Genomic DNA, 23,890 nt, shown 5'->3' on the forward strand with positions numbered 1-23,890 from the left:
AGTCATGCGATCTCGGTCCTGCGATGGCATTTTCTCTCGGAAGCGGCTTGTCTCCTACTTCCCAGGAAACTGGCTGAGGCAGGCTTCGGAAGCCTTGTCGTGCTTTGCCAGCAGATCGACGTCTTCAGCCTCGACATCCGCATCGGAAATCTCGTCGCGATAGTACTTCGCCAACAGGTCCATTCCAACCTGCGTGACCCCTTGGGTCGGCATTTCCCTGGCAAGGCAACCGCACAGGCCAAGCGCGCGATCGGGCGAGCCGATCTTGCGGTTGGCGAGGATAAAATCCTGGCCTGGACAAGCTTCGATGAAGCCATCGAAGCTCAGTTTCTCTTGCTGCTGGTCGCCGTGATTGAAATAGGCCGGCTGCCATTGGCCCTTGCCGGCGACGACCTCACAGCCGGTTGCGACGTCGCCCGCATCCTTGGAGACGGCCAGCCAGGCGTTCTCCTTGTCACCCGTGGGATAGTCGAAATTCTCGCCCAGGGAGGCGGCATATTGGTCGAGATCGGCCTGTGCGAAACCGATCGCCTGAAACCGGTCGAATTGGCACTGGCATTCGCTGGCGACCTGTTCGGCCTCGCCTTCTTCGGGCTGTTCGCTCGATTTGCTCTTCTGGCAGGCCGCGATGAAGGCGGCACCGTCGAGCGACGTGGCAGGGAAGGTCGAGACGTCGGCGTAGCGCTCGCCCGTCCAGCCAAACAGTTTTTGGTCGAGTTGCAGATCGATGAAGCCGTTGCGTTTGAACGCGCCGAGCCCGACCCTGTCCGTGGCCGTCAGCCTTGCCCCTGGAATGTCGCCGAGACCCTCGCGGTAACTGTCGCCTTCGAGCACGAACAGGAACAGCCCGCACTTCACCCCGTCGCAGGCGGGATCGGCGACATAGACGTAGAGTTCGGAAAACCCGTCGAGATTGAAATCGACCTCATACGCCCAGAACTTGTCCGCTGGCACTGCAGCGCCGGTCTTGCGTTCGAGCAGGCCGCCCGCCAGCGCCCGGGCTATGGCGTCGCTGTTTTCCTGCGGGATGTTTTCAGGCTGCTGCTGGGCGAACGCGCCGGCAATACCTGCGCACACCAGCGCCAGGGCGAATGCCGTCGCCCGCGTGAAAGACAGTCTCATGTCGCGACCCCCGGCCCGCGACATCAAAAACTGACGGCAAGCCTTTCCAGCCCATGGAAATGATAAGTGTCGCGGAAGCGCGGCTGTTCGGCAAGATGCAACCGCGGTTGCCGTTCGAACAAGGTCTTCAGCGACACCTGCAATTCGAGCCTGGCGAGTGGCGCGCCGATGCAGAAATGGATACCGGCGCCGAACGAGACATTCTTCTGGTCTGTGCGGCCGGGCGTGAAGGCAGAAGGCCCGGCAAAGGCACCCGGGTCATGATTGGCCATGCCGAGCAACAACGCGATCTTGTCGCCAGGCTTCAACACGATCCCGGGTCCGACCTCGATCTCCTCATAGGCATAGCGCAGGAACATGTGCAGCGGCGCGTCGAAGCGCAGGCACTCCTCGACGGTTGCCGCGGTCGCCTCCGGCGACGTGAAGAAGCGCCTGATGTCACCGCCTTGCGCCAGGATAGCGCGGACGGCATTGCCGGTCTGGTGGACGGTCGCCTCATGGCCGGCGTTGAGCAGCAGGATGGCCGAGGATACCAGTTCGTCCTCCGACAGTTTCTGGCCGTCTTCCTGCGCCGAGATTAGCAGGGACAAAAGGTCGTCGCCTGGTTTCTTGCGCCGCTCGGTGACATAGCTACGCAGGAAATCGGAAAAATCGCGTGCGGCGCGATTGGCCGTCTCCTCCGTTTCGCGCGTGCGGCCATGCATGTACATGGCCACCATCTGATGCGACCAATCGAGCAGTTGCGGCCCCATCTCGACCGGTACGCCGAGCATTTCGGCGATGATGGTGATCGGCAAGGGTGCGGCGAAGGCTGGCAGCAAGTCGACCTGGCCCGGTTCGAAGCGGTCGATCAGTTCGTTGGCGAGCGCCTCGACACGCGGCCTGAGCCGCTCGACCTGGCGCGAAACGAAGGCGCGATTGACCAGCGTTCTGAGCCGCGTGTGCACCGGCGGCTCCAGCTCCAGCATCGAATTGGCCTCGATGCCGTCGAAGGCGGCGAGATGCGTGCGGTCCTGGCCGATGCCGCGGCTGTCGGGAATGCCAGCCGGATTCTGGCGGCCAAAACGGCGGTCGCGCAACAGCCGGTTGACGTCGTCGAAGCCGCCAAAGCACCAGAAGCCGAAGTCTTCCCAGAAGAAGGCGTTCGATACGCCATGCAAGAAGGCATAAGCCTCGTAGGGATTCTGGAAAAAAGCCGCCTCGTGTGGATCCAGTCGCGCATGGCGGCTTGCTGGATCAAAGGCCAGGTAAGGTGGTGGCATCAAATCGGTCATTCCAGTTCATTAGCGCGGCTTGCCAGACAGGCGCCAGACCGTATGTTGGCGCCCGACTGCCCTATGCGTTGAGCCAGCCGACGCGGCTGCGGAAAGACGGTTTTGATGAATGTGGTCGTGGTCGGTGCGGGTATTGCGGGGCTTTCGACGGCGTGGTCGCTGGTCAAGGCAGGTCACAGCGTTTCCATCGTCGAGCAAGGGCCGATCCCCAATCCGCTGGCCGCGTCCGGCGATCATCACCGCGTCATCCGCCGCGCCTACCGGGCCGGAACCGGCTATGGCCGGCTGATCACTGAAGCCTATGCGGCCTGGGACGAGATGTGGGTCGATCTCGGCGAAAGCCATCTCGATCCGCGCGGCTTCCTGTGCATTTCGCGCGAACCGGGCGACGAGGCCGAGCAATATCGCGAAGGCCTCGAGGAGGGGAATTTTCCGTTCGAATTGCTGGAGCCGGATGCAGCTGTGGAACGCTGGCCGTTCCTCGAGCCCAATTCGTTCCGCTACGCCTATTTTTCAGCGGAAGGCGGCGCGCTGCATTGCCGCCAGATCGCCTGTGGTCTGGCAAAGTGGCTGCGCGCCAATGGCGCCAATGTCTACGAGCACAGCAAGGTGACGGAAATCGATGCCGATGCGGGCCATGTCGTGATGGCGAGCGGCGAGACGATGCAGGCCGACCGCATCGTCGTCACCGCTGGCGCCTGGGTGCTGAAACTGTTTCCGGAACTGGGTGGAGAACTGACGACCTGGCGTACCGCGCTCGCCTATGTCGAGCCGCCGGCGGATCTGAAGGTCGCCTGGGAGGCTGCCCCGGTGGTTCTCGATATCGGCGGCACGGTCGACGGCTATGTCATCCCGCCGACAGGCGGCGCCGGCATGAAATTTGGCTCAGGCCTGCACCGGGTGCCGACCAGCGACGCCGACTGGAACCGCCAACCGGTGCCGGGCGAGGGCGAGGCGATCCGCAACGTGTTTTCGCCGCCGATCGCCCGTATCGCCGAATACGGCGTCACCGAGGTCGTCACGTGCGCCTACACCTTCACCGCCGACGAGAAATTCATGGCGCATGAAAAGGCAAAGTGCCTCATCGTCTCTGCCTGCTCCGGCCATGGCTACAAGTTCGGCGCCGCCGTCGGCAGGCGCGTGGCAGCGGCCGTCGGCGACGGCGATGTCGCCGGTCTCAAGAAATGGCTCAGGGCCGAGGTGGCCTGAGAGCCTTAATACTGGCAGTGCCGTGGAATGTGCACGCGGCGCCAGCTGGTCGAGCCTTCCTGCACCACCACCCGGCGCGCCACCCTCTGGTATGACGGTGCAATGTCGGTGACATGCCGCCGCTCCGGTCGCACCAGCACTTCATGGGCAACGCTCTCATATTCGGCTGGCAGGACAGTCCGTCGGGTACGCTCTGGTTCAACCACCACCGTTTTGGCGACACGCGCGTAGCGAGCCTTGCGCCAGACCTTGCACAGCACTTTGCGGCCGTGGATGACGCGCCATTCCCAAGCATAGCCGCCATTGTCGACCTTGACCGTGTGGTAAACGGTGCGGGTAAGGGCCGGCACGACCTCATAGGTGACGCGGGGCGGCGCGATTTGCTCGACGCGCTCGAGCGTGCCATAGATCGGCGGGTCGTAGTCGACCAACTGCCCGCCGGGGCTGACCATCACGTCCTCATAGACGGTATCGTAGACAGCCGGCGTGTGGATCGGTTCGTAGCATTCGACGGCGCGACCGCCCGCCGCCGTGCTGGAGATCGTGCTGAGAACAGTCAGCCCGGCAATGGTGAAGGAAGCAGTTTTCCTGAACATCGTACTCCCCCTGTTTGAACTCCAGACACAAGCTCAACGTTGAATTGTAGGGGAAGCCGGGCCGGCGAAAAGCGGTTTCGCCGGATTTCGTTAAGCGACGCGGTTAAGGAATTGCTACCCGGCGATGGTTTCGTCCGCTCGCCGACGATGATAAGGGCATCGGGCAGATCCTGCTTGGCAACCTTAATTCGACTTAACCGGATGGCTAGGCCGGTCGGCCTTGCGCTAGGGTGAGCCGACATCCTATTTACATCTCAACGATCCAGAACCGATTCTGCCCGACTTGCTCATTCCCCGGCGCCGGAATCCCACCTTCAAAAAGGGATAGTCCATGAAGAACCCCGTCGAAACCTATATGAACCTCGTTCCGATGGTGGTCGAACAGACCAATCGCGGCGAGCGGGCCTACGACATTTTCTCGCGACTGCTGAAAGAGCGCATCATTTTCATCACCGGCCCGGTCGAAGACGGCATGGCGACGCTGGTTTGTGCACAGCTTTTGTTCCTCGAGGCGGAAAATCCGAAGAAGGAAATCAACCTCTATATCAATTCGCCGGGTGGCGTCGTCACCTCCGGCATGGCGATCTACGACACCATGCAGTTCATCAAGCCGGCGGTGTCGACGCTGTGCATCGGCCAGGCGGCCTCGATGGGCTCGCTGCTCCTGACCGCCGGCCACAAGGACATGCGCTTTGCCACGCCGAATGCCCGCATCATGGTTCACCAGCCTTCCGGTGGCTTCCAGGGCCAGGCTTCCGACATCGAGCGCCACGCCCAGGACATCATCAAGCTGAAGCGCCGTCTCAACGAGGTCTATGTCAAGCACACCGGCAAGAGCTACGAGGAGATCGAGAAGACGCTCGACCGCGACCATTTCATGACCGCCGACGAAGCCAGGGATTTTGGCCTCATCGACAAGGTCATTTCGTCGCGCGAGCCGGTCGAAGGTGTCGCGGCATAAGCGCTTCGTGGCAGTTGGATGGCGGTATCTCGGATCGCGGAGGTGCGTATCCTGCGCTTTTGGCGCGGCTTGCGGCATTTCGGCCACAATTGGCTGTTCCCTCGACGGGTAGGATTGCCTACGTTAAGGCTATGTTGAGTTTCGACGGCTTAGCTTTGCGTGGGGTTGTTGCGAATCATTGCCACGTTTTCTGATTTGTGTTTCGTACTGAATACGTTGCGGGAGCCGGGACACTGGCGGCGGCGATTTCCCGCGATAGATTGAATATGCGCCCTTTCAGCCAGACCATCGGCGGGCGGCCATGAAAGGACATGAAAATGAGCAAGGTCGGCAACAACGGCGGTGATTCCAAGAACACGCTTTATTGCTCGTTTTGCGGCAAAAGCCAGCACGAAGTGCGCAAGCTGATCGCCGGTCCGACGGTCTTCATCTGCGACGAGTGCGTCGAACTCTGCATGGACATCATCCGCGAGGAGAACAAGACCTCGATGGTGAAGTCGCGCGAGGGCGTGCCGACACCGCAGGAGATCCTGAAAGTTCTCGACGATTATGTCATCGGCCAGCCCTACGCCAAGCGCGTGCTGTCGGTGGCCGTCCACAACCACTACAAGCGTCTGGCGCATGCCGGCAAGAACAACGACGTCGAACTGGCGAAGTCGAATATCCTTTTGATCGGCCCGACCGGTTGCGGCAAGACGCTGCTGGCGCAGACGCTGGCCCGCATCATCGACGTGCCGTTCACCATGGCGGACGCGACGACGCTGACCGAAGCCGGTTATGTCGGCGAGGACGTCGAAAACATCATCCTGAAGCTGTTGCAGTCGGCCGACTACAATGTCGAGCGCGCCCAGCGCGGCATCGTCTACATCGACGAAATCGACAAGATTTCGCGCAAGTCCGACAACCCCTCGATCACCCGCGACGTGTCGGGCGAGGGCGTGCAGCAGGCACTTTTGAAGATTATGGAAGGCACGGTCGCCTCCGTGCCGCCGCAGGGCGGCCGCAAGCATCCGCAGCAGGAATTCCTGCAGGTCGACACCGCCAACATCCTGTTCATCTGCGGCGGCGCCTTTGCCGGGCTGGACAAGATCATCTCGGATCGCGGCAGAAAGACTTCGATCGGCTTCGGCGCCATCGTCGCTTCGCCGGAGGATCGCCGCACCGGTGACGTGTTCCGCCTGGTCGAGCCTGAAGATCTCCTGAAATTCGGCCTCATCCCCGAGTTCGTCGGCCGTCTGCCGGTCCTGGCGACGCTGGAGGATCTCGACGAGCCGGCGCTGATCCAGATCCTGACCGAGCCGAAGAACGCGCTGGTCAAGCAGTACCAGCGGCTGTTCGAGATGGAAAACGTCGACCTGACCTTCCACGAGAATGCGCTCTCGGCGATCGCCAAGCGCGCCATCGAGCGCAAGACCGGCGCGCGCGGCCTGCGTTCGATCATGGAAGCGATCCTGCTCGACACCATGTTCGAGCTTCCGGCGCTGGAAGGCGTTCGCGAAGTGGTTATTTCGGAGGAGGTGGTTACCGGCAGCGCCCGGCCGCTCTACATCTACTCCGAGCAGAAGGAAAAGAAGGGCAACGTCAGCGCCTGACGTGAGCCCGCAGTCGAAGTTTTTGAAACGGCGCCGTGAGGCGCCGTTTTGCTGTTGCGGATGTGCCGCGTTGTGACGAACGAATTGTGCTGGCTCTTGATCTTTGCCCCTCGTGCATCCAATTAACAAAAGAAGGCTGTGGGGCCGAGTTCTGTGCTGTAAAACTCCCGTCACAAACGGTGGTAGGCGGAACGACCCTCGGTCGTTAATATGAGATTCGCGGTTGGCCGATTGGTGGCCGCGACATGAAAGGTTGGACAATGGCCAAAGTATCCAAGGCACCCAGCAACGGCGTCTTCGCAGTCCTCCCACTGCGCGACATCGTGGTGTTCCCGCACATGATCGTTCCGCTCTTCGTCGGGCGTGAGAAATCGATCAAGGCGCTGGAAGAGGTGATGGGTCAGGAAAAGCAGATCCTGCTTGCCACCCAGATGAACGCCGCCGATGACGATCCCGAGCCCGGTGCCATTTTTGACATCGGCACGCTCGCCAATGTGCTGCAACTGCTGAAACTGCCGGACGGCACCGTCAAGGTGCTGGTCGAAGGCGCTTCGCGCGCCAAAATCGTCTCGTTCACCGACCGTCCCGACTTCCACGAGGCCCACGCTGCGGCGCTGGTCGAGCCGGAAGAGGAAGAGGTCGAGGTTGAGGCGTTGGCGCGTTCGGTCGTCACCGACTTCGAGAATTACGTCAAGCTGAACAAGAAGATCTCGCCCGAAGTGGTGGGTGCCGCCAGCCAGATCGACGACTATTCCAAGCTCGCCGATACGGTCGCTTCGCATCTTGCCATCAAGATCCCCGAGAAGCAGGAGATGCTGGCCACGCTTTCCGTCAAGGAGCGGCTGGAAAAGGCGATGGGCTTCATGGAAGCCGAAATCTCCGTCCTGCAGGTGGAGAAGCGCATCCGCTCGCGCGTCAAGCGCCAGATGGAGAAGACGCAGCGCGAATACTACCTCAACGAGCAGATGAAGGCGATCCAGAAGGAGCTCGGCGAAGGTGAGGACGGCCGCGACGAGGCCGCCGAGATCGAGGCGCGCATCAAGAAGACCAAGCTCTCCAAGGAGGCCCGCGAAAAAGCGGAAGCCGAACTGAAGAAGCTCAGGACGATGTCGCCGATGTCGGCTGAATCGACCGTCGTGCGCAACTATCTCGACTGGATCCTGTCGATACCGTGGGGCAAGAACTCCAAGGTCAAGCAGGACCTGGCTTTTGCGCAGAACGTGCTCGACACCGACCATTTCGGTCTCGACAAGGTGAAGGACCGCATCGTCGAGTATCTCGCCGTGCAAAGCCGCCAGAAGAAGCTGAAGGGGCCGATCCTGTGCCTCGTCGGCCCTCCCGGCGTCGGCAAGACCTCGCTTGGCAAGTCGATCGCCAAGGCAACCGGCCGCGAATTCATCCGCATGGCGCTGGGCGGCGTGCGCGACGAGGCCGAGATCCGTGGCCATCGGCGCACCTATATCGGCTCGATGCCCGGCAAGGTCATCCAGTCGATGAAGAAGGCAAAGAAGTCCAATCCGCTCTTCCTGCTCGATGAAATCGACAAGATGGGCCAGGATTTCCGTGGCGATCCGTCGTCGGCCTTGCTCGAGGTGCTCGATCCCGAACAGAACTCGACGTTCATGGACCATTACCTCGAGGTCGAATACGACCTGTCGAGCGTGATGTTCGTGACGACGGCGAACACGCTGAACATCCCTGCGCCCTTGATGGACCGCATGGAGATCATCCGTATCGCCGGCTATACCGAGGACGAGAAGATCGAAATCGCCAAGCGTCACCTGATGCCCAAGGTGATCCGCGATCACGCGCTGCAGCCGAAGGAATTCTCCGTCGGCGAGGACGCGATCCGCGGCATCATCCAGACCTACACCCGTGAAGCGGGCGTCAGAAGCCTGGAGCGCGAGCTGATGAAGCTTGGCCGCAAGGCGGTGACCGAGATCCTGAAGACCAAGAAGAAGACGGTGAGCATCACGGCGGCGAACCTCGCCGATTACCTCGGTGTCCAGCGCTTCCGCTTCGGCCAGGTCGAGGCTGACGATCAGGTCGGTGTCGTCACCGGGCTTGCCTGGACGGAAGTCGGCGGCGAACTGCTCACGGTCGAAGGCGTCATGATGCCCGGCAAGGGCCGCATGACGGTGACCGGCAATCTGCGCGATGTGATGAAGGAATCGATTTCGGCGGCGGCCTCGTATGTCCGCAGCAGAGCCATCGATTTCGGCATCGAGCCGCCGCTGTTCGACAAGCGTGACATCCACGTGCACTTGCCGGAAGGCGCCACGCCGAAGGACGGTCCATCAGCGGGTGCTGCCATGGCGACGGCCATTGTGTCTATAATGACAGGTATTCCGGTCCGGGCCGATGTGGCGATGACTGGCGAGATAACGCTTCGCGGCCGCATCTTGCCGATCGGCGGCCTCAAGGAGAAGCTGCTCGCCGCACTGCGCGGCGGCATCAAGAAGGTGCTGATCCCGGAAGACAACGCCAAGGATCTGGCGGAGATTCCGGACAACGTGAAGAACGGCATGGAAATCATTCCGGTCTCACGCGTCGGCGAGGTTCTGAGGCACGCGCTGGTGCGTATGCCGGAGCCGATCGAGTGGGTCGAGCCGGTGAACACGCCGGCTGCGACCGACACGGCGGACGATGCTGGAAAGTCGCTTGCGCATTAGAATTTTCTAACGTTGCAGTGCACAAATGGAAAGCCGGGCCTTGGGCCCGGCTTTTTCATGTGAAAAACCCACCTTTTCCGGGCTTTTTCAAACGTTTTTGCCGCTTTTTGACTTGGGTTTAGGAACGCTTCTTTCTAAAGTCCGTTTCCTGCCGGACGAGTCGAGAGTTCCGGTTTTTCTCATGGAAGGGAATTTTTATGAACAAGAACGAACTGGTTTCCGCTGTCGCTGAATCCGCGAGCATTTCGAAGGGTGACGCACAGTCGGCGGTCGATGCGGTGTTTTCCGTGATCACTGGCGAACTGAAGAAGGGCGGCGATGTACGGCTCGTCGGCTTCGGAAATTTCACCGTCTCCAAGCGCGCGGCGTCGACTGGCCGCAACCCGCAGACTGGCGCGGAAGTGAAGATTCCGGCGCGCACCGTGCCGAAATTCTCGGCCGGCAAGGGCCTCAAGGACGCGGTCAACTAAGACCATTTTTTCTTTTCAGAGAACATGAAAAGCCGGGCTTGCCCCGGCTTTTCTTTTTTGTGCGCAATGAGGGCGCGCAGGCCTTACGCCGTCGGCGCGTCCGCCCGCATCAACCCTTCCTGCTTGAGATCGGCCCAGAGTGCGGCGGGCAGTTTGGCATCGAGCAGCGAGCGGTTGCTTTCGACCTCGCTTGGCCGCTGGCCGCCGGGGATCACCGAGACGACGGATGGGTGCAGCAGCGGGAACTGCAGCGCCGCCTCGATCAGGCGCACGCCGTGGCGTTTGCAGACGGCTTCGATGCGGGTGACGCGGTCGAGTATGTCCTGCGGCGCTTCCGAATAATTGTAGTAGGCGCCGGGCTTGGGTCCGGTGGCCAGGATGCCTGAATTGTAGGGACCGCCAAGGACGATGCCGATGCCGCGCCTCTCACAGAGCGGCAGGAAGCTGGCAAGCGCCTCCTGTTCCAGCAGCGTATAGCGCCCGGCAAGCAGGAACAGATCGAAGTCGCCGCGCTCGGCGAGCGTCTGGCAGACCTGCCATTCGTTGATGCCGCCGCCGAACGCCTTGATCACGCCCTGGTCGCGCAAGGACAGCAGCCCGTAATAGCCGGAGGCCATGAACTCCTCGATGCGCTGGTCCGAGGCTTCCTTGCTGCCATGGGTGAAGATGTCGACGTCATGGACGAACAGGATATCGATGCGGTCGACGCCGAGCCGTTCCAGCGAGGCTTCGAAGGAGCGCATGACGCCGTCATAGCTGTAGTCGTAGACCTCGCGGCGCGACGGCGTATCGAAGAACTTGCCGATGCCGGTGCGCTGCTCCGGCGGGCAGGCGCGCATGATGCGGCCGACCTTGCTCGACAGCATATAGTCGTCGCGCTTCTTGCCGCGCAGGAACGGATTGAGCCGCGTTTCCGACAGGCCAAGCCCGTAGAGCGGCGCGGTGTCGTAGTAGCGGCAGCCTGTCGTCCAGGCCGCTTCCAGCGTCGCATTGGCGTCCTCGTCGGAGACGGCGTGGTAGAGGTTGCCGAGTGGCGCCGTGCCGAAGCCGAGTTCGGTAAACGCGATGCCGCCATTGCCGATGCGGTCGAAATGCCGTGTCTTCATGTCCTGCTGAAATCCTGGATTGATTTGTCTGACATGACACTATCACGCCGGAGGCACAGCAAAAGCCGCCACGGCGGTTGGACAGGCATTTTCGCGGTGATAGCATGAACAAAAACAAGCCTTTCCCCGGAAGAGCGCAACCAGGAATCTCCAGCCACAGCCCTGGCAGACAGATGGGACAGTCATGACGAATACCGGCTCGGATATGTTTGCGACTGCACTACAAGAGCTTGGCGCCGTGCTGGCGCGGGTCGATGAAAGCCGCATCGACGCCGCCTGCGCCATGCTGGCCGGCGCGAGGCAGATCGTCACCTATGGCTGCGGCCGCGAGGCGCTGCAGGTCAAAGGTTTTGCCATGCGGCTCTATCATCTCGGCCTGCCGGTGTCGGTGGTCGGTGACATGAACACGCCGCCGCTAGGCAGCGGCGATGTCTTCCTAGTCAGTTCCGGCCCGGGTGAAACGTCGACCGTGCTGACCTTGATGCAGGTCGCTCGCGAAGCCGGCGCAACCGTCCTGCTACTCACCGCCGAGGCCGGCAGCAGCGCGGCAAAAGGTGCCGACTTCACCTTGCTCATTCCCGCGCAGACCATGGCCCGCGACCAGGGGCCGGAAAAGACCTCCGTCCTGCCGATGGGTTCGGTGTTCGAGGGCGCGCTGTTCCTGCTGTTCGAAGTGATGGTGCTGAAGCTCAAGGCAATTACCGGCGCAACGCCCGAAGTGATGCGCGCCCGTCACACCAACATGGAATAGACCATGCGCTACGAATTGATGCTGCCGCACCAGATCCGCAAAGCGATATCAGAGAACTGGCCGGTGGTGCTGCCGCTCGGCGTGCTCGAATACCATGGCGAGCACATGGCTGTCGGCATGGACACGCTGGCGGTCGTCAAGATGCTCGACCTGTTCGAAAAGGAGGCCGACATCGTCATCCTGCCGCCTTTCTATTACGGCGCGGCGAGCTACGTGGTGGCGCCGCCGGAGGGCAGCGGTTCGGTGCAGGTCGGCGGCAATGCGCTGGCGCCATTCGCCGAGGAACTGTTCTACGGCCTGTTGCGCGTCGGTTTTCGCAACATCCACGCCATCATCCACCACCAGACCGAGAATTTCGCTGCCGGCATGCCGACCGATCTCGCCTTCAAGACCGCCGGCCGCCAGGCGATCTTCCGCTTTTTGGAGAAGGAGCGCGGCGAGGGCTGGTGGGGCGCAAAGGAGATGGCCGACTACTATTCCGGACACGCCGCGGGCGAAAACTTCTTCAACTGGGTGCAGGTGCATCCGCTGATGCCGGCGGCCATGAACGGAAAGTACCCGTTTGACCATGCCGGCATCGGCGAGACCTCGCTGATGCTGGCACTGTGCCCGGAGGCGGTCGATGCCGGCCACTTCGCCGACAATACTGGCTGGTACACGGCGAGCGCCCCTGACGCCTCGGCGGAACTGGGGCAAAAAGGCGTGGCGATGATCATGGATCATCTGCGCAAGACGCTTTCGCGCTAGTTGCCAGTCAACGAGTGCTAAGCGCCGGATGAGCCGGCTCTTTGCCTTTCGGCCCTATACTCGGCGATCGACTTCTCCGGATCGCTCTTGGTCCCCACCGCCCAGATGAAGGTGCCACCGCCGGCGATTGCCAGGATGGCAAAGAGCGCGATGCCGAGCGGAAACGACTTGGTGTAGAGCACGGTCAGCAACATGGACAGACCACCTCCCACCATCGCCACCACAAAGCCGGCGATCACCGCGCGGCCTTGCCAGGCGATCGGCAAGACGCCTTTGCCGTAGCGGTGGCTGCCGACATAGCCGACGCGGATGTTGCGGGCGAACCAATACGGGCCGGCCATCGCCTACTTCACGGCTCCCGCCGTCATGCCCATGATCAGATAGCGCTCCAGCGCGATGCCGATAACTGCAAGCGGCGCGATTGCCGCGGTGGCAAGCGCTGCCATCGACCACCAATTGATGCCTTGCGAGCCGGTCTGGCTCGCCACCATGACCGGAATGGTCTTGGCATCGGTTGAGGTCAAAAGCGCGGCAAAGAAATACTCGTTCCAGCACAGCACCATCGCCAGGATAAAGGCGGCAACCATGCCGGGCAGGGCGATCGGCATAACGATGCGGAAAAACGCGCCCCAGATCGACAGGCCGTCGACAAGGGCGGCTTCCTCCAGTTCGACGGGAATTGAGTTGAACTGGTCGCGCATGATCCAGATGACGATCGGCAGCACCATCAGCGTGTAGAGCAGGATCAGCCCGACGCGCGTGTCGAGCAGGCCGACTTCGCGGTAGAGCACGAGGAAGGGCAGGGCGAGCACCACCGGCGGCAGGATCAGCTGCGACAGAAAGAAGAAGGAGATGTCCTCGTTCTTGAACCAGGCGAAGTGATAGCGGTAGCGGGTCAAGCCATAGGCGGCGAGGCTGCCGATGATGATGGCCAGGCTCGACGCGCCGACCGAGGTGATGACCGAATTCATGAAGCGCTTGAGGAACTCGTCGCGCACCGTCGAGGTTCGGAAGATCGAGTCCGGCGACAGGCCAAGCGAGCGCCAGCCCTTCCAGTCCGGCTGGAAATCGACGAACGGGATGAGATGGCCTTGGGTGACGTCGACCGCGGTCTTGAACGAGGTGGTGATCGTCCAGTAGATCGGAAACAGGCAGATGAAGGCCCAGAAGGCGAGCGCGCCGTAGATGAAGACTCGGTTGGCGAGAAAACTCGCCGGCGAGCGGATTTCGGAAGCGGAATAGTCGGTGGTCTGGACGCTCATTGTAGCCGCCGGCCTTAGTTGACGTTGCGCACGAAGCGGTTGGCGAATTTCAACAGCCACGTCACGAACACGACGATGATTACGAGATAGGCCATCGCCAGCATGGTGCCGTAGCCGACATTCGAGCGGTCGCGGTACTCGCGGTAGATGAAGCTCGAGACGGAATCGGTCGCGCCGCCCGGGCCGCCGGAAGTGACGGTGATGATGATGTCGGCCAGCTTCAGCTTGAAGATGATGCGCAGGATGACCGCCGTCACCGATACCGGCAGCATCAGCGGGAAAGTGACCTGCCAGAAGGTCTGCCAGGCGGTGGCGCCGTCGACACGCGCGGCCTCGAGCACCTCGCGCGACATCGCCTGCAGGCCGGCGAGCAGCATGATCATCATGAACGGGATGAAGGTCCAGGCATCGAGAACCATGATCGAGATGCGGGCGGTGATCGGGTCCGAGAAGAAGGCCGGGTTTTCCCAGCCGAGAGTGCGTGCCAGCGTCGCGGCCGGCCCGAAGCGATATTCCATGATCGATTTGCCGACCATCCACGATACCGCGACCGGCGACAGCATCAACGGCATCAGGAAGACGACGCGGAAGAATTTGCGTGCCCGGATCTGCGCGTTGAGCAGCAGCGCCAGGCCAAAGGCGATCGCATATTCGACCAGCACGGCAAGCACGTAGAGCACCATGTTGAACAGCGCGTTGCGGTAGTACGGGTCGGACAGCATCTGCCAGAAATTGTCGAGCCCATTGAATTTCCGGCCGGTGATGGAACTGAGGTTCCAGTCGGTCAGCGCGATGTAGAAGCCGAACAGCGTCGGAAAGATCACCATGGCGATGGTGAACAGCAGTGCCGGCAGCAGGAACAGCGCGCGCTGGCCGTCTTCGCCGCGCGTCAGCACCTGGCCGATGCCGATTGCCACGCCCCAAAGCATGTAGGCATAGACGACCGGCCGCCAGGTCTCGAAGCCAATGGCGTCGACTTCAGTCTTGTACAGGCTCTGGACTGCGATGATTGCCAAGAGACCGAGCGTCGCAACGGCCATCAACGTCCCGCCGAGCCGCTTGCGGCCTGGCGCTATCAGGTCGGATGGAACGGCGTTTGCCGGCCATGCATTGGTGGGCAAGGTCTGGTCAGCCACGCGTCTCGTCCATTCATAAGAAGGCCCTTCGACCGGCCTGGCCGGTCAGGTCCGGCGGCTTTGCACCGCCGGACCCTTGTTCACTATACGATCAGCCTACACGCCAAGCGAGGCCTTGTAGAGCTTGATCTGGTTCTCGCGGCCGAGCTGGTCGGTCAGCTTCTCCCAGGCGGCGGCGATGGCGTCGGCGCCTTCCTGCGCCTTCATCTTGCCCGCGAAGGTGTTGGCCAGAATGTCCTCGGCGGCGCTGTAATACTGGAAGATGCCGGGGATGCGTGGCTCGATCGCCGCGTTCGGATGGTTGTAGCTGTCGGCTTCCGACTTGAGATACGAGGTGATGAACGCCTCGTCGTAGCCGGCCGCCACCCATTCCGGAATGTTGAAATGGCTGTTGCGGTAGGGCTGGAAGCCTGACGGATACGCCGCGCACCAAAGCGACAGGTCCTTGCCGCCGAGATGGGCTGCTGCCGACCAGGCCGCCTTTTTCTTCTTTTCGTCGCTATCGACGCGGGCCATGACATAAACGCCCCAGCCGAGATAAGCGCAGTTCGGCGAGAAGTTCGGGCCGCTGGCCAGCGTATCCCACTTGCCGGTCTTGGAGTTGTAGACATCGTCCGAGCCGGGCAGGATCGAGAAGCCGACGGTGTCGCCGATAACCGAAGAATCGTTGGTCTTGGCGTTGGAGCCGATGTCGCCCCACCACGGGATCATCGAGCCGGTACCGGCGAGGAACTGGCTGAAGCCTGTGGTGTTGGGATCGGCGTTGATCTGGTCGGCCGGTTCGAAAGGCAGCGCGTCGATCACATCCTGGATGGCACGCACCCAGGCCGGATTGTTGATGCGCGGCTTCATCGTGTCGGCGTCGAACAGCCAGGCCTTGTCGTCTGGATGCTTGGCATAGGCGGTGGCGCGGCTGCCAAGGAAATAGAAGCCGAAACCGCCCCAGGCCTTGGGCGCGTCGAGATAACCGTAGACGTCCTGGCCGTTGAATTTCTGGCCTTTCAGGAATTTGGTCACGGCCTGCACCTGCTGCCAGGTGGTCGGCACGCCCCACGGCGTTGCATTGCCGGCGGCTTTCCAGGCGTCGGCGAGACCTTTGTCGGAGAAAACATCGGTGCGATAGTTGAAGTTGTGCGCATCGCCGTCGACGGTCACGCGATACTGCTTGCCGTCCCATGTACCGACAGGCGGCTTGAGATAGTTGACCAGGTCGTCCATTTCGATTTGCTTCTTGACCCAGTCCGGCATCTCGGAGGCCAGCCCCTTGCCGCAGACGTCGCCTTCGAACGGCGCGCCCATTTCGATGACGTCGAAGTCGACGGTTTTGGTGGYGATTGACTGCTGCAGGCGCGCGCCGTAGTCGGCCTGCGCCAGATCGATCCAGGTGAACTTGGCGCCCGTGTAGTCTTCCCACGCCTTCAGGAAGCCGCGGTACAGCACATTGTGCAGGTTCTGGTTGTTGAGACCCATGAAGGTGAGCTCGACACCGGCGAACTCGCCTGGCTTGACACTGGCCTTGGTGGCGCCAAGGCACATCTCACCGACCTTCTGGAAGTCGGCATCGGTCGGTTGACCCTTGCCGACGCCCGGGACCTGGAGGATCTGCGCGCGCAGATCATCGGCGGCGAAAGCCGGACGCGTCAATGCGCCGAGGCCGGTACCCGATGCCGCCGAGAGCGCGGCCACGCTGGCCGCTCCCTTGAGAATGTCACGCCGGGTTGCACCCGCGCGGACCAATTTTTCGTAAAGACCGACTCTCATCTACCATTCCTCCCAGAACAACAGTCGTGAATTGACCAGACTTGGATTTGATATGCCAATCTCAGACGCCGAAACGTCTACGGTTCTCCTATATCATATGGGGACGTGGGACCCCACCCTGCGTCGCCAGGAGTTCCGTTGACCGGAAAAAGGGCCGGCTGTCGGATTGGCACTCGCACTATTCGCGTAATCGATTACCTTGTCAACAAGGACGGGTTTTTATCTATAAGATACTGGCTTGCCCTAATCGTTGGCAATGGCTAGCTTCACCGAAAACGATAGAGGGGACGATGGCTCAAGTCGCGATCACCAATGTGGCCAAGGCGTTCGGAACCGTCAAGGTCCTGCACGATGTCAGTGTCGATATCGCCGACGGGCAGTTCGTGGTGCTGGTCGGCCCGTCTGGGTGCGGCAAGTCCACGCTGCTCAGGATGGTGGCGGGGCTGGAAACCATATCCGGCGGAACGATCGCCATCGGCGACCGTGTCGTCAACCATCTGCCGCCGGCCAAGCGCGATATCGCCATGGTGTTCCAGAACTACGCGCTCTATCCGCACAAGACCGTGGAGCAGAACATGGCCTTTGCGCTCAAGCTGCGCAAAACCGATCCGGCCGTGGTTGCGGAACGGGTCAAGCGCGCCGCCGACATCCTCGACCTCAACCCCTATCTCAAGCGTTATCCGCGCCAGCTCTCGGGCGGCCAGCGCCAGCGCGTCGCCATGGGCCGCGCCATTGTGCGCAACCCGCAAGTGTTCCTGTTCGACGAGCCGCTCTCCAATCTCGACGCCAAGCTGCGCGTGCAGATGCGCACCGAGATCAAGGAACTGCACCAGCGGCTGAAGACCACCACCATCTATGTCACCCACGACCAGATCGAAGCCATGACGATGGCCGACAAGATCGTGGTCATGCGCGATGGCCGCATCGAGCAGGTCGGCGCGCCGCTGGAATTGTTTGACCGGCCGGCCAATCTGTTTGTTGCCGGCTTCATCGGCTCGCCGTCGATGAACCTGCTCAAGGGCGTCGTGAAGAAGGGCGACAAGCCGGTCGTCGAGATTGCCGGCACGCCGTTCCCGATTGCCGCCAACAGCAAAGTCGAGGACGGGCGCAATGTCGTCTATGGCGTCCGGCCCGAGCATCTCGAAATCCACCCTGACGGTGTTGCCGCCAAAATCTCGGTGGTCGAACCCACAGGTTCCGAAACGCTGGTCTTCCTGCGCTTCGGCGAGGGCGAGATGGTGGCGCTGTTTCGCGAGCGCCACGACTTCAAGCCGGGCGACACGCTGCATTTGAAGCCGCGGCTTGACCAGGTGCATCTCTTCGACGCAGAGACTGGCAACCGGCTCTGATTTCACACCCAAAATTCGTTCGGGAGGAATAAATGCTCAAAGGGATCAACCCGTTGCTCAACGCCGATGTGCTGCAGGCGCTGCGGGCAATGGGACACGGCGACGATTTGATCATCGCCGATACCAATTTCCCCGCCGATGCGGTGGCGCGCCAGACCGTGCTCGGCAAGCTGCTGCACATCGACGCGTCGGCGGCGGATGTGGTCAGGGCCGTGCTGTCGCTCTATCCGCTGGATACGTTCGTCGACGACGCGGCCGCCCGCATGGAGATCGTCGGCAAGCCGGATGAGATTCCGCCGGTGCAGAAGGAAGTCCAAAAAGAGATCGACGCGGCCGAGGGTAAGGCCTGGCCGATGATCTCGGTCGAGCGCTACGACTTCTATGAACGCTCAAAGAAGGCCTATTGCGTCATCCAGACCGGCGAGCGCCGCTTCTATGGCTGCTTTGCCTTCCGCAAGGGCGTCATTCCGCCGGATGCGGAGTAGGGCCATGGCGGAAGGCAAGCCTGTCGTCATATTGGGCGTCTTCGTCGCCGACACCGCCTACCGCGCCGCGCGCCAACCGCGCATGGGCGAGACCATCCTAGGCACCTCCTTCACGCTTGGCCCGGGCGGCAAGGGTTCGAACCAGGCGGTGGCAGCCGGCAAACTGGGCGCTGATGTTACTTTTCTGACACGGCTCGGCGTCGATCCTTTCGCCGACATGGCGCGGCAGACCTGGGCGCATGCCGGCGTGAAGAGCGCCGTCATCGAGACGCCGCAGAGCTACACCGGTGCGGCCTACATCTTTGTCGAGGAGACGACCGGCAACAACGCCATCATCGTCAGCCCCGGTGCGGCGATGCTGATTTCGCCCGCCGATATCGACGCCCATGCTGGCCTGATCGGCTCGGCCGGCGTCTTCGTCACCCAGCTCGAGCAGCCGATCGAAGCAGCAACGCGGGCACTGGAGATCGCGCGTGGGGCAGGGGTGACCACCATCCTCAACCCAGCGCCGGCGGCAAAGCTGCCGGATCGCATCTACGCGCTTTGCGACTATGTCACGCCCAACGAGACCGAGGCCGAGGAACTGACCGGCATCAAGGTTTCCTCCATCGACGACGCCCGCCGCGCCGCCGACAGCTTGCTCGGAAAGGGCGTCGGCGCTGTCATCGTCACGCTCGGCGACAAGGGCGCATTGCTGCACACGAAAAACCGTTCCGACCATGTTCCCGTGGTCAATGCCGGGCCGGTGGTCGAGACGACAGGGGCGGGCGACGCTTTCAATGGCGGCCTGGCCGCGGCGCTCGCCAAAGGAGTGGAGCCGTTGCAGGCGATGCGCTTCGCTTGCGCCGTCGCCGGCATTTCGGTGACGCGGCCGGGCACGGCGCCGTCCATGCCGACGCTGCAGGAGGTCGAGGCGCTGCTGGCGAAGGGGTAGAAGCAGGCGCGAAATTGTTTTCGGCATGATTGGCGCGCAAGGAGGAACTTCGATGCTCTGGGTGGCCCTGGCCTTGGGGGCATTGCTTGCGGGCAAATGCCTGTCATTCGTCTCGACGGGCGGCCAAAATGGCGCAGCATGGCTCAGACCAGGCGTCCAATTCAGGCCAGAATGACCCCCGACTGGCTGACAGGCTTGATGGGTATCTGCTTCGTCGAACTGGTCGGGGCGGTCAGCGGCATCTGGTATTTTGAGGGATGGATCTACGGTCTCGTCGCGCTTGCCGCAGCTGTTGCTCTTCCTGCCATTTTCCATGCAGCGGTGCCGCCGCGCCCGGGCTCGATCCTGTATCTGCGCAGTGCGGCGCACACGCTGGCAGGCCAGTCCATCGACCTGGCAAAAAACGGTGATTCCAAGGGCGCCTCGGCGAGAAGAGAGATGATCAGGCGGCTCGTTTCAACCCGGCCCGAGATGGCGCGATACCTATAAATCCTGAAATTGTCAGGCCGGCATTCAGACTTCCGAGGCGCTCGTGCTTGGGGTGTCATATTAGCAACAGGTAATGTTAATCAGCAATCCGGTCTTGCGCCATTGGCATAGGTGTCCCGTAATGGGTCGTCATGTCTGGCACCGCAATTGCACTGTCAGCAATGCCGGGGGCATCCATCGCTCCCGGCGAACGGGGGGCGATTGGGGCCCGCCGCTTCGCAAAATGAAGCGGCGGGCTCTTTAACTGCCGATTTGAAAGCCGCCTGAATCGCCGAAACATGGGTGCTGGGCCATTATGTATTTTCCGCAATTTTTGGTGGGCATGTTCGCAACGTCGTTCATCGTTGCGATCTGGGCCGAGATCGAAACCGGGTCCGTCTGGAAGGCGCTCGGCTGGGCTGTTCTTGCAATGTTTGTTCTTCAGCTTGGATACATCGGCCTCGTCGTCCGCCTGATTTACAAACGGGGATCGGAAGCCATCGAGGGAGATGGTGCGAGCGGGGCTCGAGCCCGCGACCTCCGGCGTGACAGGCCAGCATGACCCTTGCTGGCTGACAGGCTTGATAGGCATCGAACGCGTCAGGAAGGCGCTGCTTCCACACGCGCAACTGCCAAGGGTCCCGAGTGACCCGGAGATGACCAACTACTGCCTGACGTAGCAGCGCTTGTGGGCGCCGGGTGCGGGATCGTCACCGAATGAATCGTTGTCGCATTGGACACCGTTCCTGAATACGTCTTGCGTGAACCGGCCGCGCCCCCCGTACCTCACCACCTTGCGGCCCCGGAAATCACAATATTCGCCTTCACGGGCACAGGCGACCCATTCGTCACGGCGAGGCTCGTCGTAGCCGCCATCGGAGTCGTCGCGATCGCGCAGCACGATGAAACACGCCTTTTGCCGGCCGGGCGCCGGGTCACCAAAGACACGAGTTGAGCACGGCACTGCGTCGCGGTCGAAAAAGCGGGAGGTGCTGCGACCCTGAACGCCGAACACCACTTCGGAGGGATAAGGCAGCCGGCAAATGCCGCCCTCGCGCGCGCATCGCTGAAGCCGATCGGCCGAGGCCGTAGTGGGAAAGAGAGCAGAAGCGATCGTTGTCAGACCGACCAGGCAGATCAATGTGAACACGATGCGCATCGAAACATTTGGGGCGATTGACATTGTAAGTCCTCCTTCCAGCTCAGACATTCAATATGGCAGGTCGATTATCTGACGGTGACTCAAGCGCTCTATCGGCGAATGTGCAAGCGGCGTTTGACCAGAACAATCAGGTTTCCGCCGTAGCGTCCCATTTGCACAGAGCCACCAACGATTCGAAGCCAGTCGTCAAGGAAACGCGGCAGGAAACCGACAACGTCACCGAACCACTGGCAATTGCCGGCGTTCGGAGGGCTTCAATTTGCCTCGTGTAAGAAGACATTTTTTTGACATCAACGTCGACATTTCTCCGGCACCAAGGATCGTGACCCTTGAAGAGAAATGGCGCGAGTGACGGGGCTCGAACCCGCGACCTCCGGCGTGACAGGCCGGCACTCTAACCAACTGAGCTACACCCGCGCATGGACGAGCACGTGTCAGCCGTGTTCGTCGTTGGGGCGGTGGATAAGGGGTTCGCCACCGAGTGTCAAGCGCACCCGGACAGCATAACAGCAAACAGGAGAAGGTTTTTTGACAAGCGGGATTTTGTTGTCAAAACCAGCCGATGGCGAGGGGGCCGCCTGTTCATTTGGCCTTGCGAAGCCTGTCCTGACCGCTTAAAGGTCCGCGCCGGAGCGGGCGATTAGCTCAGTTGGTAGAGCGCTTCGTTTACACCGAAGATGTCGGCGGTTCGAGCCCGTCATCGCCCACCATTTTACGGGTCTTGCTGGATTGAATGTTCGGATCGCGGCGATCCGGCCCCCTACTTGACCCCGATGCCGGCGGTCAGGCCGCCGTCGATCTTATAGTCGGCGCCGGTGCAGAATCCCGCCTTGGACGAGCACAGGAACGCGATCAGCTCCGCCACTTCCTCCGGCTCGCCGATTCGGCCAAGCGGGTGGGCTTCGCCAAAGCGTTTGAAGGCGGCTTCGATGTCGGCCTCGCTGCCGTTGTCGCCGCGCGCCGCTCTTTCCAGGATTGGCGTGCGGATCGATCCCGGGCTGACCGAATTGACGCGAATTCCCTGACGGGCATAGTCGAGCGCCAGCGAGCGCGTCAGCGTATGGATTGCCCCCTTGGTCGTCGCATAGGCGGCGACGTTTTGCTGGCAGGCGTGTCCCTGCACCGAAGCCAGGTTGACGATGGCGCCGCCACCCCGCTTGATCATTTCGGGAATGCCGAAACGGGCGGTCAGAAAGATGGAGCCGACATTGACGGACATCGCCCGGTTCCAGGTCTCGAAATCCGTGCTCGTTGCGGTGCCATAAGGGTGCACGGCGGCCGAGTTGACGATGACGTCCAGCCCGCCGAAGCGCGCGACACCGGCAGCGATCGCCCGGGCCACCTGATCGGGCACGGAAACGTCAGTTGTCACCACCAGCGCCTTTGCACCGGAACCATCCAATTCCCTTTGCATCGCCGCATTCGCATTGCCGTCGATGCCGCACGCGATGATCGCCGCACCGCCCGCCGCAAGGCGTCTGGCGCTTGCCAGGCCGATCCCGGTGGTTCCGGTCACCAGGGCGATCTTGCCGTCGAAATCCTTCATGGCTCAAACTCCGTCGTCGCGTCGTCGGGATTGCCGAAGTTTCGACTCCGGCTATGGTCCAACAATACGGTTTTGGCTTCGCTTCGGAAGGGACTTCCATGGAACAATGTTGGCGCTGGTACGGGCCGGACGATCCGGTCACGCTCGACCATGTCAGACAGGCGGCGGCGACGGGTGTCGTGTCGGCCTTGCACAACATCTATGACGGCCGCGCCTGGCCTTTGGCCGACATCCTGGAACGCAAGCGCATCATCGAGGCGGCGGGGCTGACCTGGTCGGTGGTGGAGAGCATCCCCGTCCACAACTCGATCAAGATCGGCTCGGCCGAGCGGCAGCGCTACGCGGATTTTTACAAGGACACCATTCGCGCTTTGGCCAAGGCCGGCATTTCGACCATCTGCTACAATTTCATGCCCGTGGTCGACTGGACCCGCACCGATCTCATGTATCGGCTCCCGACGACCGGCTTTGCCTTGCGTTTCGATGCGATCGACTTCGCTGCCTATGATCTGTTCGTGCTGAAACGCAGCAATGCCGAGGCAAGCTACAGCCCGGCTCGCATCGCGGAGGCACAAGCGCGGCTTAAGACATTGAGCGACGACGCGATCGACAGAATAGAGCGCAATCTCATTGCCGGACTGCCCGCCACCGAGCGCAGTTACAACAGGGAGACGATGCGCGACGCGCTCGCCGACTATGCGGCAATCGGCCCGGCGGAACTGCGCGCCAACCTTGCCTGGTTTCTGAAGGAGATCATTCCGGTTGCCGAGGAAGTCGGCGCACGCATGTGCATCCATCCAGACGATCCGCCTTTCTCGCTCTACGGATTGCCGCGCATCGTCTCCACCGCCGATGATGCGCGCTTCATCCTGAGCACTGTCGACAGTCCCGCCAACGGGCTGACGCTGTGCACCGGCTCCTACGGCACACGCGCCGACAACGACATTGTCGCGATGATCGAAGAATTCGGATCGAAGATCCATTTCGCCCATCTGCGCAACGTCACGCGCGAGGACGATGGCTCGTTCTTTGAGGCCGAACATCTGGAGGGCTCGACCGACATGGTGTCGGTGATCCTGGCGTTGATGAAGGAAGAGGGGCGTCGGCGCATGGAGGGCAGGGCCGACTGGCGCATCCCGATGCGTCCCGACCACGGCCATCTGCTTGCCGACGACATCGGCAAGACCCGGATCAACCCGGGCTATTCGCTGATCGGCCGCCTCAAGGGCCTCGCCGAACTGCGCGGCATCATGCGGGCGGTGGATCGGTTTGGACTGGCTTGATTGG

23 protein-coding genes and 2 tRNA genes are annotated in these 23,890 nt (G+C 61.7%); 14 read left to right on the forward strand and 11 right to left on the reverse strand.

The window, feature by feature from the left end; genetic code table 11:
* Nucleotides 1-54: 54 nt before the first annotated feature.
* Nucleotides 55-1,122 (reverse strand): hypothetical protein, encoded by a 1,068-nt coding sequence (locus tag AC1DVW_RS14965; protein WP_477324021.1) that lies wholly within the window; start codon nt 1,120-1,122, stop codon nt 55-57.
* A gap of 23 nt (nt 1,123-1,145) precedes the next feature.
* The gene (locus AC1DVW_RS14970) at nt 1,146-2,384 is read right to left on the reverse strand and encodes a cytochrome P450 (RefSeq protein WP_477324023.1); all 1,239 of its coding nucleotides are present in this window, start codon (nt 2,382-2,384) and stop codon (nt 1,146-1,148) included.
* 117 nt (nt 2,385-2,501) lie between these two features.
* Here AC1DVW_RS14970 and AC1DVW_RS14975 point away from each other — a divergent pair, with 117 nt between their 5' ends.
* On the forward strand, nt 2,502-3,605 hold the full coding sequence (locus tag AC1DVW_RS14975; RefSeq protein WP_477324025.1) for an NAD(P)/FAD-dependent oxidoreductase: 1,104 nt from the start codon (nt 2,502-2,504) through the stop codon (nt 3,603-3,605).
* Between the two features lie 5 nt (nt 3,606-3,610).
* Here the strand turns inward: AC1DVW_RS14975 and AC1DVW_RS14980 are convergent, their stop codons facing one another.
* Entirely contained in the window at nt 3,611-4,201 is a 591-nt protein-coding gene (locus AC1DVW_RS14980; RefSeq protein WP_477324027.1) for a hypothetical protein, read from the reverse strand.
* Nucleotides 4,202-4,532: 331 nt separating this feature from the next.
* Between AC1DVW_RS14980 and clpP the strand changes: the two genes are divergently transcribed.
* From clpP to AC1DVW_RS15000, 4 genes are all read left to right on the forward strand, one after another.
* Complete coding sequence (gene clpP, locus AC1DVW_RS14985; protein WP_192253416.1) at nt 4,533-5,162, forward strand: ATP-dependent Clp endopeptidase proteolytic subunit ClpP; 630 nt, start codon at nt 4,533-4,535, stop codon at nt 5,160-5,162.
* A gap of 317 nt (nt 5,163-5,479) precedes the next feature.
* Nucleotides 5,480-6,754: an ATP-dependent Clp protease ATP-binding subunit ClpX gene (clpX, locus tag AC1DVW_RS14990; protein WP_436161829.1), complete on the forward strand. Its 1,275-nt coding sequence runs from the start codon at nt 5,480-5,482 to the stop codon at nt 6,752-6,754.
* 260 nt (nt 6,755-7,014) lie between these two features.
* The gene (lon, locus tag AC1DVW_RS14995; RefSeq protein WP_477324029.1) at nt 7,015-9,426 is read left to right on the forward strand and encodes an endopeptidase La; all 2,412 of its coding nucleotides are present in this window, start codon (nt 7,015-7,017) and stop codon (nt 9,424-9,426) included.
* Nucleotides 9,427-9,623: 197 nt separating this feature from the next.
* Nucleotides 9,624-9,896, forward strand: coding sequence for an HU family DNA-binding protein (locus AC1DVW_RS15000; RefSeq protein WP_112392385.1), 273 nt, complete (start codon nt 9,624-9,626; stop codon nt 9,894-9,896).
* Nucleotides 9,897-9,979: 83 nt separating this feature from the next.
* Here AC1DVW_RS15000 and AC1DVW_RS15005 read toward each other — a convergent pair whose 3' ends face one another.
* Entirely contained in the window at nt 9,980-11,002 is a 1,023-nt protein-coding gene (locus AC1DVW_RS15005) for an aldo/keto reductase (protein WP_477324031.1), read from the reverse strand.
* A gap of 184 nt (nt 11,003-11,186) precedes the next feature.
* Here AC1DVW_RS15005 and AC1DVW_RS15010 point away from each other — a divergent pair, with 184 nt between their 5' ends.
* A complete protein-coding gene (locus tag AC1DVW_RS15010; RefSeq protein WP_477324033.1) occupies nt 11,187-11,753 on the forward strand; it encodes an SIS domain-containing protein in 567 nt (188 codons plus the stop codon).
* 3 nt (nt 11,754-11,756) lie between these two features.
* Nucleotides 11,757-12,500 (forward strand): creatininase family protein, encoded by a 744-nt coding sequence (locus AC1DVW_RS15015; protein WP_477242889.1) that lies wholly within the window; start codon nt 11,757-11,759, stop codon nt 12,498-12,500.
* 17 nt (nt 12,501-12,517) lie between these two features.
* Here AC1DVW_RS15015 and AC1DVW_RS15020 read toward each other — a convergent pair whose 3' ends face one another.
* The 4 genes from AC1DVW_RS15020 to AC1DVW_RS15035 form a co-directional block, all read right to left on the reverse strand.
* Nucleotides 12,518-12,841, reverse strand: a complete 324-nt coding sequence (locus tag AC1DVW_RS15020) for a hypothetical protein (protein WP_477324035.1) — start codon at nt 12,839-12,841, stop codon at nt 12,518-12,520.
* Nucleotides 12,842-12,844: 3 nt separating this feature from the next.
* Nucleotides 12,845-13,762 carry a carbohydrate ABC transporter permease gene (locus AC1DVW_RS15025; RefSeq protein ID WP_477324037.1) on the reverse strand — a complete coding sequence of 306 codons (918 nt, stop codon included), beginning with the start codon at nt 13,760-13,762 and terminating at the stop codon, nt 12,845-12,847.
* A 14-nt stretch (nt 13,763-13,776) separates the two neighbouring features.
* Nucleotides 13,777-14,898 carry a carbohydrate ABC transporter permease gene (locus AC1DVW_RS15030; RefSeq protein ID WP_477324039.1) on the reverse strand — a complete coding sequence of 374 codons (1,122 nt, stop codon included), beginning with the start codon at nt 14,896-14,898 and terminating at the stop codon, nt 13,777-13,779.
* A gap of 96 nt (nt 14,899-14,994) precedes the next feature.
* Nucleotides 14,995-16,659 (reverse strand): ABC transporter substrate-binding protein, encoded by a 1,665-nt coding sequence (locus tag AC1DVW_RS15035; protein ID WP_477324041.1) that lies wholly within the window; start codon nt 16,657-16,659, stop codon nt 14,995-14,997.
* A 290-nt stretch (nt 16,660-16,949) separates the two neighbouring features.
* Between AC1DVW_RS15035 and AC1DVW_RS15040 the strand changes: the two genes are divergently transcribed.
* From AC1DVW_RS15040 to AC1DVW_RS15060, 5 genes are all read left to right on the forward strand, one after another.
* Complete coding sequence (locus AC1DVW_RS15040; RefSeq protein WP_477324043.1) at nt 16,950-18,008, forward strand: ABC transporter ATP-binding protein; 1,059 nt, start codon at nt 16,950-16,952, stop codon at nt 18,006-18,008.
* A 32-nt stretch (nt 18,009-18,040) separates the two neighbouring features.
* Nucleotides 18,041-18,493, forward strand: coding sequence for an RbsD/FucU family protein (locus AC1DVW_RS15045; protein ID WP_477324045.1), 453 nt, complete (start codon nt 18,041-18,043; stop codon nt 18,491-18,493).
* A gap of 4 nt (nt 18,494-18,497) precedes the next feature.
* On the forward strand, nt 18,498-19,427 hold the full coding sequence (rbsK, locus tag AC1DVW_RS15050) for a ribokinase (RefSeq protein WP_477324047.1): 930 nt from the start codon (nt 18,498-18,500) through the stop codon (nt 19,425-19,427).
* Between the two features lie 171 nt (nt 19,428-19,598).
* Nucleotides 19,599-19,916, forward strand: coding sequence for a hypothetical protein (locus AC1DVW_RS15055; RefSeq protein ID WP_477242897.1), 318 nt, complete (start codon nt 19,599-19,601; stop codon nt 19,914-19,916).
* 295 nt (nt 19,917-20,211) lie between these two features.
* Nucleotides 20,212-20,457, forward strand: a complete 246-nt coding sequence (locus tag AC1DVW_RS15060) for a hypothetical protein (RefSeq protein WP_477242898.1) — start codon at nt 20,212-20,214, stop codon at nt 20,455-20,457.
* Nucleotides 20,458-20,559: 102 nt separating this feature from the next.
* On the opposite strand, the gene AC1DVW_RS15065 is transcribed toward AC1DVW_RS15060, so the two are convergent.
* Together AC1DVW_RS15065 and AC1DVW_RS15070 are read right to left on the reverse strand one after the other, a co-directional pair.
* Nucleotides 20,560-21,078 (reverse strand): hypothetical protein, encoded by a 519-nt coding sequence (locus tag AC1DVW_RS15065; RefSeq protein ID WP_477324049.1) that lies wholly within the window; start codon nt 21,076-21,078, stop codon nt 20,560-20,562.
* Between the two features lie 319 nt (nt 21,079-21,397).
* Nucleotides 21,398-21,474, reverse strand: a tRNA-Asp gene (locus AC1DVW_RS15070).
* 217 nt (nt 21,475-21,691) lie between these two features.
* Here AC1DVW_RS15070 and AC1DVW_RS15075 point away from each other — a divergent pair.
* Nucleotides 21,692-21,767, forward strand: a tRNA-Val gene (locus AC1DVW_RS15075).
* Between the two features lie 50 nt (nt 21,768-21,817).
* On the opposite strand, the gene AC1DVW_RS15080 is transcribed toward AC1DVW_RS15075, so the two are convergent.
* On the reverse strand, nt 21,818-22,603 hold the full coding sequence (locus AC1DVW_RS15080) for an SDR family NAD(P)-dependent oxidoreductase (RefSeq protein WP_477324051.1): 786 nt from the start codon (nt 22,601-22,603) through the stop codon (nt 21,818-21,820).
* A 98-nt stretch (nt 22,604-22,701) separates the two neighbouring features.
* Here AC1DVW_RS15080 and uxuA point away from each other — a divergent pair, with 98 nt between their 5' ends.
* Complete coding sequence (uxuA, locus tag AC1DVW_RS15085) at nt 22,702-23,886, forward strand: mannonate dehydratase (protein ID WP_477324053.1); 1,185 nt, start codon at nt 22,702-22,704, stop codon at nt 23,884-23,886.
* Nucleotides 23,887-23,890: the final 4 nt, after the last annotated feature.

This window comes from Mesorhizobium sp. P3_B5, from assembly GCF_056402815.1.